The sequence below is a fragment of the Acidithiobacillus sp. genome (genome assembly GCF_023229925.1).
Taxonomy (GTDB): domain Bacteria; phylum Pseudomonadota; class Gammaproteobacteria; order Acidithiobacillales; family Acidithiobacillaceae; genus Acidithiobacillus.
This window is the reverse complement of the sequence record NZ_JALNYM010000001.1, coordinates 1,018,655-1,032,845: the sequence shown is the minus strand read 5'-3', so window position 1 is coordinate 1,032,845 and position 14,191 is coordinate 1,018,655. Positions and strand designations below refer to the sequence as shown.

Genomic DNA, 14,191 nt, shown 5'->3' with positions numbered 1-14,191 from the left:
ACGCCCCAGGCGCTGACAAACCGCCCCTATGTGGAGTCAAAGAAACTATGGCGAGAAAATGGTTTGGGACCGACGGGGTGCGCGGTCAGGTCGGTGATTCTGTTATTCATCCTGAATGGGTTCTCCGCCTGGGCTGGGCTGCTGGACATGTGCTCACCGCCGACGCGCCGGGTCGGCCCCGGGTGGTTATTGGCAAAGACACCCGTTTGTCGGGATATATGCTGGAGTCCGCTCTGGAGTCCGGTCTGGCGGCAGCTGGCGTTGATGTTTTGCTGGTCGGCCCTTTACCGACGCCAGCCATCGCCTATCTGACGCGCACCTTGCGCGCGGATGCTGGAATCGTCATTAGCGCCTCGCACAATCCCTATCAGGACAACGGTATCAAATTTTTCTCTGGGGATGGTTACAAGTTGCCGGACGCTCAGGAGGAGGCCATCGAGGCTTGGATGGAGCGGCCCATGACCTTGTCGGCATCAGAGCGTCTGGGTAAGGCGCGGCGGGTAGATGATGCGGCGGGCCGCTATGTAGAGTTTTGCAAAACCACCTTCCCTGCCGATCTCGACCTGCGTGGTATGCGTCTGGTGCTGGACTGCGCCCATGGTGCCAACTATAAGGTGGCTCCGATGATTTTCGGGGAGTTGGGTGCTACCCTGGACTTGCTGGGGGCAGAGCCCAACGGCATCAATATCAACGATCAGGTGGGCTCCACCCATCCCGAAGCATTGCGTGCCGCAGTGCTCCGCACTGGCGCAGATATGGGCATTGCCTTTGATGGTGATGGTGATCGCCTGCTCTTGGTGGACGATCAGGGTGAATTACTTGACGGTGATGAAATTCTCTGGTTGCTGGCACGGGATATGTGTCAGCACGGCGAGCTCCCTGGTGTGGTCGGTACGGTCATGACTAATCTCGCTCTGGAACAGGCACTGGCCGGCTGCGGTGTGCCGATGCTGCGCGCGCCCGTAGGTGATCGTTATGTGCTGGAGGCCATGCGTCGCCATGGCTATCCGTTGGGTGGCGAGTCATCGGGGCACATCATTACACCCGCGAACACTACCGGTGATGGCATCCTTGCCGCGTTGCGGATATTGGCTATCCTGCGCCGCGCTGGTGAGGCGCTGGCAGTGCTGCGTGAAGGTTATCGTCCTTTTCCTCAGGTGCTGAAGAGCGTGCGCATGGCGGGTGCGCACAGTTTGCTCGACCAGCCATCGGCGCGTCAGTTGATTGCGGATGCAGAGGATCGCTTGGGAGGAACAGGACGCTTACTGGTGCGGCCATCTGGTACGGAACCCGTATTACGGATCATGGTAGAGGCGGCATCCGCTGATGTGGCGGGCGATGTGGCGGCGATGCTGACCACAGAGTTGGCCAAGCTGGCACTTACCCACGCAGTCCCAGGAGCGCTAAATTGACCATTCGAGGCTGAATCCTTACACTGGCCGCCACATTAGATAATCATGACCGTGCCATCGGCAACCCCAGGGGCGATGAGGTCGTCGTAGACATTGATCATAAGGAAGAATTAGCGTGCGTCCCACAATGGTAGCAGGAAACTGGAAAATGAATGGCTTGGGTGCGGATGCGGTGCATCTCACTCAGGCCATCCTCCATGCCGGGCTGGAGCCGATGCGTCCAGAGGTGGTGATATTCCCGCCCTTTACGTTGCTCCACGCAGTGTCTCAGGAGGCCAAAAGCAGCGCCTTGCGTTGGGGTGGGCAAAACCTTTTCTGGGAAGCCAGCGGTGCCTATACGGGAGAAATATCGGGTGCCATGCTTCGTGATATGGGGTGCCGTTATGTGCTGATTGGGCACTCCGAGCGACGGCAAATCTTTGCGGAAAGCGATCTGCAGGTCACCCAGAAGGTTAAGGCAGCACTGCTGTCGGGTCTTGTTCCGGTGGTGTGTGTGGGTGAAACTGAAGCGGAGCGTGCGCAAGGTGCCACGGAGGCGGTATTACGCCGTCAGGTCGAAGCCATACTGCCACTGTTGAATCTCGAAGCGAGCCAGCCCAACATGATCATTGCTTATGAACCCGTTTGGGCCATTGGTACCGGTCTGAGTGCCAGTCCCGAACAGGCACAGGCGGTGCATGCCTTCATCCGTGGGTTGGTGGCCGTATACTCGGCGCAACTCGCCAAACGTCTCTTAGTGCTTTACGGCGGGAGCGTTAAAGGTAACAATGCAGCCGCACTTTTTGACCAGGTGGACATTGACGGCGGTCTGGTCGGTGGTGCTTCCTTGCAGGCGGGTGAGTTTATCCAAATTTGTCGTGCTGCCGAGTCGGCAGGACGAGGAGGCTGAGGCGATGTACACGGCGTTGCTGGTATTCCAGGTCATCATTTGTATCGTCCTGGTGGGGCTTATTCTGATTCAGAAGGGGCAGGGTGCGGATATTGGCGCGGTTTTCGGCGGTGGCGGTTCGCAGACCGTTTTCGGTGCGCGCGGTGCGGGTAATTTCCTGAGCCACACCACTGCCGTGATTGGCGCTGTATTCTTTTTGAACAGCCTCGGATTGGCCTATCTTTCCGACCATTCCAGCAGTACGGTTTCTGGTATAGCCTTGCCTAGCAAAGTGCCAGTGACGACAGCAGTACCCGTCGTTGCTGCTCCGACGCAGTCGGTAGCAGCAACAGTGGGTCCTGCGACCGGTGCGGTTCCTTCTGCTTCTGCAGGAAAAACCCCCGTCAAGCCTTGACGTCGTTAGCGTGTCATGAGAGAGTTTTAAATATTAAGCCGAAGTGGTGAAATTGGTAGACACACCGTCTTGAGGGGGCGGCGGCGCAAGCTGTACCGGTTCGAGTCCGGTCTTCGGCACCAAATTGCAGCCTATAGGGCTGTTTTTTTGTCTCTGGGTTTTGACAGGGCCCTGATTTATATACAAGAAAAATAATTTATAGGCGGCTTTTGGATGCGGTTTTCCAGAGCCCAGATTAGGTGGAGGGGGTTGGGGATGTTGAACCACTATTTGCCAGTGCTCATATTTCTGCTCGTTGCCTTGGTGGTTGGTGTGGTCCCGTTGCTGATGGGGGCTTCGCTGGGGCCAAGCAAGCCGGACAGTGAAAAGCTCTCACCCTACGAATGCGGGTTCGAGGCTTTTGAGGACGCGCGCGTGAAATTCGACGTGCGCTACTATCTTGTGGCCATCCTCTTCATTCTCTTTGATCTGGAGATCGCCTTTCTCTTTCCGTGGGCGGTGGTCTTCGATCAGATCGGGATGACGGGTTTCCTCGCCATGATGATCTTCCTTGCCATTCTCGTCGTCGGCTTCATTTATGAGTGGAAGAAGGGGGCACTGGAATGGGAATAGAAGGTATCCTCGAAAAAGGCTTCGTCACCACGAGTATCGATACCGTGGTGAATTGGAGCCGAACTGGTTCTCTCTGGCCCATGACCTTCGGTCTCGCCTGTTGTGCGGTGGAGATGATGCACGCTGGCGCCGCGCGCTACGATCTGGATCGCTTCGGCATTGTCTTTCGCCCCAGCCCGCGCCAGTCCGACGTGATGATCGTGGCGGGGACGCTGGTCAACAAGATGGCGCCAGCCTTGCGCAAGGTCTATGACCAGATGCCGGAACCCCGCTGGGTGGTCTCTATGGGCTCCTGTGCGAACGGTGGGGGATACTATCACTATTCCTACAGCATTGTGCGTGGCTGCGATCGCATTGTGCCCGTGGATATTTATGTGCCGGGCTGCCCGCCCACCGCTGAGGCCCTGCTTTTCGGCCTGATACAGTTGCAGAAAAAAATCCGTCGTACGAATACCATTGCCAGGTGAGCTATGACTGACGCACTCGAAAATTTGCGCCAGTATCTAGGCGCGGAACTGGGAAAGACACTACGCAGCGTGCGGCTGGATCGCGGTGAGTTGACCGTGGAGTTGTCCCGTGAGGGTTTTTTGGCGGCGTGTCTCCGGCTTCGGGATGACGCGGACTGTGCCTTTGATTTGTTGGTGGACGTTTGCGGTGTGGACTATGTCGACTACGGCGATGGGCTTTGGGAAGGTCCCCGCTTCGCTGTGGTTTATCATCTGCTCTCCCTGAAACATCGCCAGCGTTTGCGGGTGCGCATTTTTGCGGATGACGATTTGCCGATTGTGCCCTCGGTGGTGGATATCTGGGCGGCGGCGAACTGGTTTGAGCGTGAGGCTTTTGATCTTTACGGGATTCTCTTTGACGGCCATCCCGACCTGCGGCGTATCCTCACGGACTACGGCTTTGTAGGTTATCCCTTCCGTAAGGATTTCCCCCTGGTCGGTACGGTGGAAATGCGTTATGACGCGGACCAGGGCCGGGTGGTCTACGAGCCGACACGCACCGAGGAGCGCGTGGTGGTGCCGCGTATCATCCGCGAGGAAGGGGAGGGTCACTATAATGCCCGAAATTAACAATTTCACGATGAATTTCGGACCGCAGCATCCTTCGGCCCATGGTGTGCTGCGTCTGGTACTGGAGCTGGATGGTGAGGTGATCGAGCGCGCCGATCCTCACATCGGCCTGCTGCATCGCGCTACCGAAAAGCTTGCAGAAAGCAAGACTTATCTGCAGAACTTGCCCTATATGGACCGTTTGGATTACGTGTCCATGATGTGCAATGAGCACGCGTATTGTCAGGCGGTCGAGAAGTTGATTGGTCTTGAGGTGCCGGTGCGGGCCCAATATATCCGGACCCTGTTCGACGAGATTACCCGTATTCTCAATCATCTGCTCTGGCTGGGCGCCTATGCGCTGGATGTCGGTGCTATGAGTGTCTTTCTCTACTGCTTCCGCGAGCGGGAAGATCTCATGGATGTCTACGAGGCCGTCTCTGGCGCGCGCATGCATGCCGCCTACTATCGCCCGGGTGGCGTCTACCGTGACCTGCCTGCACAGATGCCCCAGTACCAACCGTCTCCCTATCGGAATGCCCAGCGACTGGAAGCACTCAATGCCAGCCGCCAGGGCAGTATGCTCGATTTCATTGAGGACTTTACTCGCCGTTTTCCCACCTATGTGGATGAGTATGAGACTCTGCTGACAGATAATCGTATCTGGAAGCAGCGCACCGTGGGTATCGGCGTCGTGGGACCGGAGCGGGCCATTCAACTGGGCTTTACCGGACCCATGCTGCGTGCTTCCGGGGTGGCTTGGGATTTGCGGCGTACACAACCCTACGCGGCTTATGCCGACCTGGATTTTGATATTCCAGTGGGAAAAACTGGGGACTGTTATGATCGCTACCTGGTCCGTGTGGCCGAGATGCGGCAGAGCAACCAGATTATTGCCCAGTGTGTGGACTGGTTGCGCAAGAACCCCGGCCCGGTGATTACTGATGATTTCAAGGTGGCCGCGCCGCCCCGCGAAGAGATGAAAACCAGCATGGAAGCGTTGATCCATCACTTCAAACTCTTTTCCGAGGGCATGGCGGTCCCTGCGGGCGAGGTCTATACCGCGGTGGAGGCCCCCAAGGGGGAATTCGGTATTTACATGATTTCCGATGGTGCCAATAAACCCTACCGGATGAAAATCCGTGCACCCGGATTCCCGCATCTCGCCGCCATGGATGAGATGGCGCGTGGGCATATGATCGCGGACGTGGTGGCTATTTTGTCCACCATGGACATTGTTTTCGGCGAGATCGACAGGTAAGCCATGTTATCGGAAAAATCTCTGGCAGAAATTGCTCTTGAACGGGCCAAATATCCGACGAATCAGGCGCGTTCTGCCTTGTTGGCGGCGCTGCGCATTGCCCAGGAGGAGCAGGGTTATCTGAGCGAAGCGGTGATGGAGTATGTTGCCGATCTGCTCGGCATCCCGGCGATTCAGGTCTACGAGGTGGCCACTTTTTACAGTATGTACGACCTCAAGCCGGTGGGTCGACACAAGCTCTGCGTCTGCGGAAGCGTATCCTGTTTTCTGAACGGCTCCGACGCGGTACTTCAGCACCTCAGTGAGCGACTGGGTGTGGACCCTGGGGAGACGACCGCAGACGGTCTTTTTACCCTGCAGGAAGTGGAGTGCCTGGGTGCCTGTAAAGATGCACCGATGCTGCAGGTCGGTGATCACTACTACGAGAACTTGACGCCGGAAAGTCTGGATGCCTTGCTGACGAAATTACGTGGGGGGCCCGACGATGTTCGTTAACGGTGTTACGCTGCAGAATCGTGGTATGCCCGATTCCCACCGCCTCTCCGTATATGCCGGGACCGGGGGCTATGGCGCTCTGCGCAAGGTGCTGCTGGAACCCATGGCGCCCGATCAGATCATCAGCGAGATAAAAAAATCTGCCCTGCGTGGGCGGGGGGGCGCCGGTTTCCCCACCGGGCTGAAGTGGAGTTTCATGCCCAAGGGCGTGACAGGTACCAAGTACCTGCTCTGCAATGCCGATGAGGGTGAACCCGGTACCTGCAAGGACCGGGACATTATGCGCTATGAACCCCATCGTCTGATTGAGGGCATGATTATCGGTGCCTACGCCATGGGGGCCAGTGCCGGATACATTTTTATCCGCGGCGAGTTTGTAGAGCCAATCCAGATTGTGGAAGGGGCGTTGGAAGAGGCTTACGCGAAGGGATATCTCGGGCAGAACATTCTTGGTACCGATTTCTCCTTTGATCTGTATGTGTACCGAGGGGCAGGCGCCTATATCTGCGGTGAGGAAACGGCGCTGATGGAGGCGTTGGAGGGAAAGAAAGGGCAGCCACGCTTCAAACCACCTTTCCCGGCCAGTTACGGCTTGTACGGACGGCCTACTACTATCAATAACGTGGAAACCTTTGCCTCAGTCCCGGACATCATCACCAAGGGGGGGGGCTGGTTCCTGAGTCTGGGCAAGCCCAATAATGGCGGCACCAAAATTTTTTCGGTGACGGGTCAGGTGCAGAAGCCGGGTAACTATGAAGTGCCCATGGGGCTGCCCTTTAAGGACTTGCTGGAGATGGCGGGTGGACTGCGGCCAGGCCGTCAGTTGAAGGCGGTTATTCCCGGAGGAACCAGCACCGCTATGGTGGCGGGATCTGCCATGATGGAAGTGACCATGGACTATGACTCCATTTCCAAAGCCGGTTCGGCACTGGGCGCCGGTTCGGTGATTATCATGGATGACAGCGTCTGCATCGTGAAAACCGTGGAGCGCATCGCCCGTTTTTATATGCACGAATCCTGCGGCCAGTGTACGCCCTGCCGGGAAGGGATGGGTTGGCTGTGGCGAGTGATGCATCGCCTCGAAAACGGTCAAGGCCGCGAAGCGGACCTGCAACTGCTACTGGATGTGGGCTCGCGCATCGAGGGTCGCACCATCTGCGCTCTGGCCGATGGCGGCGTAGCTCCGGTGGTCAGCTCTATCCGCCTGTTTCGCGAAGAATATGAATATCACATTCAGCACAAGCGTTGTCTGATCAGCATGGGAGCTGCCTGATGCCGCACATCGAAATTGACGGGCACGCCATTGAGGTGGCGCCGGGGACGACCATTATGGAGGCCGCAGGGTCTCTGGGGATTTATATTCCGTTTTTCTGCTACCACCCGAAGTTGTCGGTGGCGGCCAATTGCCGCATGTGTCTGGTGGATGTAGAAAAAGCCCCCAAGCCATTGCCGGCCTGTGCGACACCCGTCGCCGACGGCATGAAGATTGCGACTGCTTCGCGCAAGGCGAAGATGGCACAGCAGGGTGTGCTGGAGTTTCTGCTCATCAACCATCCCCTGGACTGCCCTATCTGTGATCAGGGTGGTGAATGTCCTTTGCAGGACGTCACCATGGGCTTTGCCAATCCGCACAGCCACTACACGGAAGAGAAACGGGTCGTGGAGGACAAGAACATCGGGCCACTTATCGCCACGGAAATGACCCGCTGCATCCAGTGTACCCGCTGCGTGCGCTTCGGCCAGGAGATCGGCGGGATCATGGAGCTGGGGGCGACAGGACGTGGCGAGCATATGGCCATTGGCACCTATGTCGCCAAGGCGGTGCAGTCGGAATTGTCCGGCAACATGATTGACCTTTGCCCGGTGGGCGCGCTGACCAGCAAGCCTTTCCGCTATAAGGCGCGTTCCTGGGAGCTGAAGCATACGCCGGGACTCTGCCCGCATTGTTCGACGGGCTGCAATACTGATGTGCAGAGTCTGGGACGTGAGGTGTTGCGGGTGCTGCCGCGAGCAAACGAGGCGGTCAACGAAGAATGGATTTGTGACAAAGGGCGTTACGCCTACACCGGTTTGCAGGCCAGAGATCGTGTGACTCAGCCTTTGTTGCGGGTGGATGGCGAATGGCGCGAAGTCCCTTGGGCGGACGCCCTGGATGCGGCCTTGTCTGGCCTGGAGCAAGTGATCGCCCGGCACGGCCCGGAGCGGCTGGCGGGACTTGTTTCGGCGCAATCCAGCAATGAAGAGTTGTTTCTTTTCCAGGCGCTGTTGCGTGGTCTGGGTAGTCCGCATGTGGACCACCGTTTGCGTCAGCAGGATTTTCGTGCGGATGCCGCAATGCCAGTCTACCCGGCCTTGAATATGGCGCTGGAAGATCTGGAGCATGAGCCTGTCGTGCTGCTTTGCCATGCGTTCCCCCGGCAACAACAGCCGCTGACTAACCACCGGCTGCGCAAATCCGTATTGCAGGGGGGTAAGGTCATTGCCATGGACAGCCTGCGTCAGGATTTTAACTATCCCGTGACGCAGTTGATAGCTGATGCGGGTATGGATCTTGCTCTTTATGACGCCCTATGCAACCGCCTGTCAGACCTTTCCGGAACCGCGAGTGACGATCTGCTTGCTCATGCGGCTAGAGCATTGCTTGCTGCGGATAACCCGCTCATTCTCATTGGCAGCGCCTTGCTGCATCACCCACAGGCGGCAGAGATGATTGCCCGGATTGAGACGCTCGCTGAACTGGCGGGCGGGCGGGTCGGCTGGCTGGCGGAAGAGGCTAATAGTGCAGGGGCTTGGCTGAGTGGTTGTGTACCGCATCGTCTGCCCGGTGGTCATACCGCACAGGAGTTGGGGTTGCCTGCCGATGCGCTTTGGGACTCGGATATACGCGGCTTTGTGCTCCTCGCGACAGAGCCTGGTATGGACGCGATGCGCGGCGGTGCAGCGCTGGCCGCCCTGCAAAAAGCGGAGTTCGTGCTGAGCATCACGCAGTTTGCCAGCGAAGCGAAGCAGTATGCTGACGTGATATTGCCCATGGCGGCTTTTGCCGAGGGTTCCGGGTCATTCATTAATAATGAAGGGCGCCTGCAAACCTTTCGGGCAGCGGTAAAAACACCGGGCGAGGCGCGTCCGGCCTGGAAGATACTGCGCGTACTTGGTGATGGCCTTGAGCTGTCTGGATTCCAGTTTAATGAACTGAGTGAAGTCACTGCCGCTTGGCAGCACGAAATTGGTGAGTATGCGCTGGATGTGCCGCCTTTCCATGCCTTCCCCACTTTGGAGCTGGCTCCTGAGACTATGTCTGCTGATGGGTTATGCCGTCTGGGCGACTGGTCCATCTATCGGGGCGATCCACTGGTGCGACGTGCAGCACCTCTGACCCAGCCTGCCGTGGCGAAAATGCATCCGGACCAGGCCACGGTGCTGGCTCTAAGCGGGGACTTTGTCGAAATCAGTAGTTCCAGCGGCAAAATCTTTCTGCCTCTGGTACTGGACGTGCGGATTCCGATGGGTACCGTCTGGGTGCCTATGGGGTATGACGAAACTGCAGCATTAGGCGCCACTTACGCGACCTGCTCGGTGACCATGGCGACGCTACCTGCCGCCGCGGCCAGTGCTTAGGAGGCGGAGCCATGCAGGATTTTCAGAATACGGCGTGGTGGGCGATCCTTTGGTCGCTGATAAAAATCATTATCGTGGTGGTGCCGCTACTATTGGGCGTGGCCTATCTGACCTTGGCGGAGCGTAAGGTGATCGGTTATATACAGGTGCGTCTGGGCCCCAACCGGGTGGGTTTCAAAGGTTCGCTGCAGCCGATTGCGGATGCGATTAAACTGATGTTCAAGGAAGTGATCATTCCCACCAACGCCAATCGCTTTCTCTTTTTGGCGGCACCCGTGCTGGCTTTTGTGCCGGCGCTGCTGGTCTGGGCGGCTATTCCTTTCGGTCCGGATATGGCCATCTCCAATATGAATGCAGGCCTGCTCTATGTGCTGGCTATTGCCGGTCTGGGGGTATATGGCATCATCGTTGCGGGCTGGGCGTCCAATTCCAAATACGCCTTTCTGGGGGCCATGCGTGCGGCGGCCCAGTTGGTGGCTTATGAAATCGCCATGGGTTTTGCCTTGGTGGGGGTGCTGATGCTGGCCCAGACCCTGAATCTGACTAAAATCGTTGAAGCACAGGCGGGCGGCGGTTTCTGGTCCTGGTACTGGCTGCCCTTATTCCCTTTCTTTCTGGTGTATTTTATTTCCGGCATAGCAGAAACCAACCGCGCCCCTTTTGACGTAGCGGAAGGGGAGTCGGAAATTGTGGCAGGCTTCCATGTGGAATATTCCGGGATGGCCTTCGCACTGTTCTTCCTGGCTGAATATGCCAATATGATTTTTGTTTCCGTGTTGACGACGGTGCTCTTTCTCGGTGGCTGGTATGCGCCGATCAATACGCCGGTGCTCACCTGGATTCCCGGAATAGTCTGGTTGTTGCTAAAAACGGCTTTCCTGCTCTACGTGTTTTTATGGATTCGCGCCACTTTTCCCCGTTATCGCTATGACCAGATCATGCGTTTGGGCTGGAAAGTGTTTATCCCGGTGACGATCGCCTGGATTGTCGTAGTCGGCGTTGCTCTGGAAACGCCATTACGTGCCATTTTGCGCTGAGGAGAACAATATGCAGTTTCGCCCCAAGCAATGGTTTAACACCTTCTTCCTGACCGAGATGCTGCGCGGCATGCAGCTTACCGGCCGTTATTTCTTTGCGCGAAAAATCACCGTGCAATACCCCGAAGAGCAAACGCCGCAATCGCCGCGTTTCCGGGGCCTGCACGCCTTGCGCCGCTATGAGAACGGCGAGGAACGCTGCATTGCCTGCAAGCTCTGTGAGGCCGTGTGTCCGGCGCTGGCCATTACCATCGAAAGCGATGTCCGCAGCGATGGTACGCGGCGGACGACTCGCTACGATATTGATCTCAGCAAGTGCATTTTTTGCGGGCTTTGTGAAGAGTCCTGTCCGGTGGACTCCATCGTCGAAAGCCGGGTGCTGTCTTATCACGGCGAAGCTCGCAGCGACCTGATATATACCAAAGACATGCTGCTGGCCAATGGCGATCGCCTGGAAGCAGAGCTGGCTGCCGATCGCGATGCTGATCGCGCTTATCGCTGACGGAGAATGGATGCCATGCTGCCAGTAACCACGATCCTGTTTTATATTTTCTCGGCCATACTGCTGGGTTCCGCAACCCTCGTGGTGACGGCGCGTAACCCGGTGTATGCGACCTTGTATCTGGTGCTGGCATTTTTTAATGCGGCAGCCCTGTTCATCCTGCTGGGAGCAGAATTCCTGGGGTTGATTCTTATCCTGGTCTATGTGGGTGCGGTGATGGTGCTTTTCCTCTTTGTGGTGATGATGCTGGATATCAACCTGGCACGTCTCAAAGAAGGCTTTCTCAGTTATCTGCCATTAGGTCTGGCTATTGCTATCCTCGGTGTGCTGGAACTGGCGGCTGTTTTCTGGACTTCTCCGCTGGGTCATATTTCCGCACCCGCAGCTATACCCGCCAATGCCGATAATACGCGGGCGCTGGGGGTTCTTCTTTATACCCAATATCTGTATCCGTTTGAAATAGCGGCAGTTATTCTGCTGGTAGCTATTGTTGCCGCCATCGCTCTGACCTTGCGGCGCCGGACGGGTACGAAAACTCAGAATATTGGTGCACAGATGGCCGTGCGCGCCAAAGATCGGGTGCATCTGGTGGATTTGCGGGAGCCAAAATCATGAGTGCTGGACAACCGACCCTGGCGGCCTATCTGATTCTCGGGGCGATGCTTTTTTCCATCGGCGTGGTCGGCATTTTCCTCAATCGCAAAAATGTCATCATTCTGCTGATGGCGATCGAGTTGTTGCTGTTGGCAGTGAATATCAACCTGGTCGCATTTTCCCATTATCTCGGCAATCTCGACGGACAGGTGTTTGTGTTTTTTATTCTCACCGTGGCGGCTGCCGAAGCGGCTATTGGCCTGGCGATACTGGTTGTGTACTTCCGTAATCGCCATAGCATTAATGTAGATGATATCGACGAGTTGAGGGGTTGATATGTGGGTTTTTGACTGGTTAAACGCCTTTCCCCCTCTCGCCGTGTATCTGGCCATTCCGCTGGCGCCGCTGGTGGGTTCCCTGATGGCCGGTTTCTGGGGCTGGAAGCTTCGGGAACAGGCGCATTGGGCGCCGACTATTGGCGTAGTTATTGCTTTCTATCTGTCTTTAGCGGTGCTGTGGCAGTCCAGTCACGGCATCACCTTTTACGGGAATGTCTATACCTGGGCGGTATTGGGGCATCTCCCGGTATCTATTGGTTTTGATATCGATAGCCTGACGGCACTGATGCTGGTCATTGTGACCTTTGTATCTCTGTGTGTGCATCTTTATACCATTGGTTATATGCACGGTGATCCGGGTTACGCGCGTTTCTTCAGTTATATAGCCTTGTTCACGTTCAGTATGATTATGCTGGTGATGAGCAATAATTTTCTCCAGATCTTTTTTGGCTGGGAGGCGGTGGGTCTGGTTTCGTATCTGCTCATCGGTTTCTGGTTCCAGCGGGAAAGCGCCAACGTCGCAGCACTCAAGGCTTTCATTGTTAACCGCGTTGGCGATTTTGGTTTTTTGATCGGGATTGCGGCTATATACCACTATTGCGGCAGTCTGGATTACCGCACGGTATTCGCGGCCATACCCCATCTGGTGGGGCAGACGTTAGAAATCATCCCCGGTCATCCCTGGAGTGTGTTGACTTGGATTGCCTTGCTCCTGTTTATCGGCGCCATGGGTAAATCGGCGCAGGTGCCTTTGCATGTCTGGCTGCCGGAATCCATGGAGGGTCCGACCCCGATTTCTGCCTTGATCCATGCGGCGACCATGGTCACTGCGGGTATTTTCATGGTCGCGCGGATGTCGCCGATTTATGAACAGTCAGCGATGGCCCTTACCGTGGTGCTTTTCATCGGCGCGGTGACCGCACTCTTTATGGGACTCATCGGTCTGGTGCAGAACGATATCAAGCGCATCATTGCCTACTCGACCCTTTCCCAGTTGGGTTACATGACCGCAGCGCTGGGCGCTTCTGCTTTTTCTGCGGCAATTTTCCATTTGATGACCCATGCCTTTTTTAAGGCCTTGTTATTCCTGGCAGCGGGCTCGGTGATTCATGCAATGGCTAACGAGCAGGATATTCGCAAAATGGGTGGACTGCGCAAGGCGATGCCCATCACCTATGTCACCTTCCTGATTGGCAGTCTGGCGTTATCGGGCATGCCACCCTTCGCCGGCTTCTTCAGTAAGGACCTCATTATTGAAGCCGTGGGGCTCTCGACCCTGCCCGGTGCCGGCTGGGCAGAGTTCATGCTGGTGGCAGGCGCCTTCGTCACGGCACTCTATACCTTCCGAATGTTCTTTCTCGTCTTTCATGGCGCTCCCCGTATGGATGCCCACACCCATGCGCATCTGCACGAGTCACCCAGGGTGATTACTGTGCCCCTGATTGCCCTGAGCATTCCGGCGATTTACGCAGGCTGGGCCTATATCGGTCCTATCGGTTTTGGACACTTCCTCGACTCTTCGCTGGTGATTGCCCCGCAGCTAAATACCGTTGGGGAGATCAGCACTCATTGGCAAGGTACCGGAGAGTTCCTGCTGCATGGTTTGCGCGCCGCGCCGTTTTGGCTGGCACTTTCTGGTATTGCTGTTGCCACCTGGTTCTACTGGTTACGTCCGGGTCTGCCAGTGGCACTGACCCGATTCCTCAGCCCCTTTATTTGGGTGCTGGAGAGCAAATACGGTTTTGATGCTTTCAACCGGGCGGTTCTGGTGCGTGGTGTCCTACAATTTGGTCGTTTATTCTGGCACGTGGGCGATGAGCGCCTCATCGACGGCATCTTAGTCAACGGCACGGCCCGTGAGATTGGCAAGGCGGCATCGTCGTGGCGGCGTGTCCAAACGGGCTATATCTACCACTACGCTTTTGCGATGATTATCGGGTTGATTCTATTCATGACTTATTTCGTGGTCTGGAGGGGGTAAAGT

15 protein-coding genes and 1 tRNA gene are annotated in these 14,191 nt (G+C 56.6%); all 16 read left to right on the top strand.

What is annotated here, in order from left to right; all coding sequences use genetic code 11:
* The first annotated feature begins 47 nt into the window (after positions 1 to 47).
* The 16 genes from glmM to nuoL all read left to right on the top strand — a co-directional run bounded on the left by glmM (position 48) and on the right by nuoL (position 14,188).
* A complete protein-coding gene (gene glmM, locus M0P56_RS05245) occupies positions 48 to 1,412 on the top strand; it encodes a phosphoglucosamine mutase (protein WP_291508990.1) in 1,365 nt (454 codons plus the stop codon).
* Between the two features lie 115 nt (positions 1,413 to 1,527).
* The gene (tpiA, locus tag M0P56_RS05240) at positions 1,528 to 2,301 is read left to right on the top strand and encodes a triose-phosphate isomerase (protein WP_291508989.1); all 774 of its coding nucleotides are present in this window, start codon (positions 1,528 to 1,530) and stop codon (positions 2,299 to 2,301) included.
* A gap of 4 nt (positions 2,302 to 2,305) precedes the next feature.
* Entirely contained in the window at positions 2,306 to 2,695 is a 390-nt protein-coding gene (gene secG, locus M0P56_RS05235; RefSeq protein WP_291508988.1) for a preprotein translocase subunit SecG, read from the top strand.
* Positions 2,696 to 2,732: 37 nt separating this feature from the next.
* Positions 2,733 to 2,817: transfer RNA gene (locus M0P56_RS05230), tRNA-Leu, on the top strand.
* A 133-nt stretch (positions 2,818 to 2,950) separates the two neighbouring features.
* A complete protein-coding gene (locus M0P56_RS05225; RefSeq protein WP_291508987.1) occupies positions 2,951 to 3,307 on the top strand; it encodes an NADH-quinone oxidoreductase subunit A in 357 nt (118 codons plus the stop codon).
* Positions 3,298 to 3,774, top strand: a complete 477-nt coding sequence (locus M0P56_RS05220; RefSeq protein ID WP_163098500.1) for an NADH-quinone oxidoreductase subunit B family protein — start codon at positions 3,298 to 3,300, stop codon at positions 3,772 to 3,774. The genes M0P56_RS05225 and M0P56_RS05220 overlap by 10 nt, the downstream gene beginning before the upstream one ends.
* Before the next feature lie 3 nt (positions 3,775 to 3,777).
* On the top strand, positions 3,778 to 4,383 hold the full coding sequence (locus M0P56_RS05215; protein WP_291508986.1) for an NADH-quinone oxidoreductase subunit C: 606 nt from the start codon (positions 3,778 to 3,780) through the stop codon (positions 4,381 to 4,383).
* Entirely contained in the window at positions 4,370 to 5,623 is a 1,254-nt protein-coding gene (locus M0P56_RS05210) for an NADH-quinone oxidoreductase subunit D (RefSeq protein ID WP_291508985.1), read from the top strand. Before M0P56_RS05215 ends, M0P56_RS05210 begins: the two co-directional genes overlap by 14 nt.
* A 3-nt stretch (positions 5,624 to 5,626) precedes the next feature.
* Positions 5,627 to 6,118: an NADH-quinone oxidoreductase subunit NuoE gene (gene nuoE / locus M0P56_RS05205; RefSeq protein ID WP_291508984.1), complete on the top strand. Its 492-nt coding sequence runs from the start codon at positions 5,627 to 5,629 to the stop codon at positions 6,116 to 6,118.
* A 25-nt stretch (positions 6,119 to 6,143) separates the two neighbouring features.
* Positions 6,144 to 7,391 carry an NADH-quinone oxidoreductase subunit NuoF gene (nuoF, locus tag M0P56_RS05200; RefSeq protein WP_291508983.1) on the top strand — a complete coding sequence of 416 codons (1,248 nt, stop codon included), beginning with the start codon at positions 6,144 to 6,146 and terminating at the stop codon, positions 7,389 to 7,391.
* Positions 7,391 to 9,736, top strand: coding sequence for an NADH-quinone oxidoreductase subunit NuoG (gene nuoG, locus M0P56_RS05195; RefSeq protein ID WP_291508982.1), 2,346 nt, complete (start codon positions 7,391 to 7,393; stop codon positions 9,734 to 9,736). The genes nuoF and nuoG overlap by 1 nt, the downstream gene beginning before the upstream one ends.
* A gap of 11 nt (positions 9,737 to 9,747) precedes the next feature.
* Positions 9,748 to 10,773: an NADH-quinone oxidoreductase subunit NuoH gene (gene nuoH, locus M0P56_RS05190; protein WP_291508981.1), complete on the top strand. Its 1,026-nt coding sequence runs from the start codon at positions 9,748 to 9,750 to the stop codon at positions 10,771 to 10,773.
* Positions 10,774 to 10,783: 10 nt separating this feature from the next.
* Positions 10,784 to 11,275: an NADH-quinone oxidoreductase subunit NuoI gene (gene nuoI, locus M0P56_RS05185; RefSeq protein WP_291508980.1), complete on the top strand. Its 492-nt coding sequence runs from the start codon at positions 10,784 to 10,786 to the stop codon at positions 11,273 to 11,275.
* A 15-nt stretch (positions 11,276 to 11,290) separates the two neighbouring features.
* Positions 11,291 to 11,890 (top strand): NADH-quinone oxidoreductase subunit J, encoded by a 600-nt coding sequence (locus tag M0P56_RS05180; protein WP_291508979.1) that lies wholly within the window; start codon positions 11,291 to 11,293, stop codon positions 11,888 to 11,890.
* Positions 11,887 to 12,204 carry an NADH-quinone oxidoreductase subunit NuoK gene (nuoK, locus tag M0P56_RS05175; protein ID WP_291508978.1) on the top strand — a complete coding sequence of 106 codons (318 nt, stop codon included), beginning with the start codon at positions 11,887 to 11,889 and terminating at the stop codon, positions 12,202 to 12,204. The genes M0P56_RS05180 and nuoK overlap by 4 nt, the downstream gene beginning before the upstream one ends.
* Before the next feature lies 1 nt (position 12,205).
* Positions 12,206 to 14,188: an NADH-quinone oxidoreductase subunit L gene (gene nuoL / locus M0P56_RS05170; RefSeq protein WP_291508977.1), complete on the top strand. Its 1,983-nt coding sequence runs from the start codon at positions 12,206 to 12,208 to the stop codon at positions 14,186 to 14,188.
* Positions 14,189 to 14,191 lie beyond the last annotated feature (3 nt).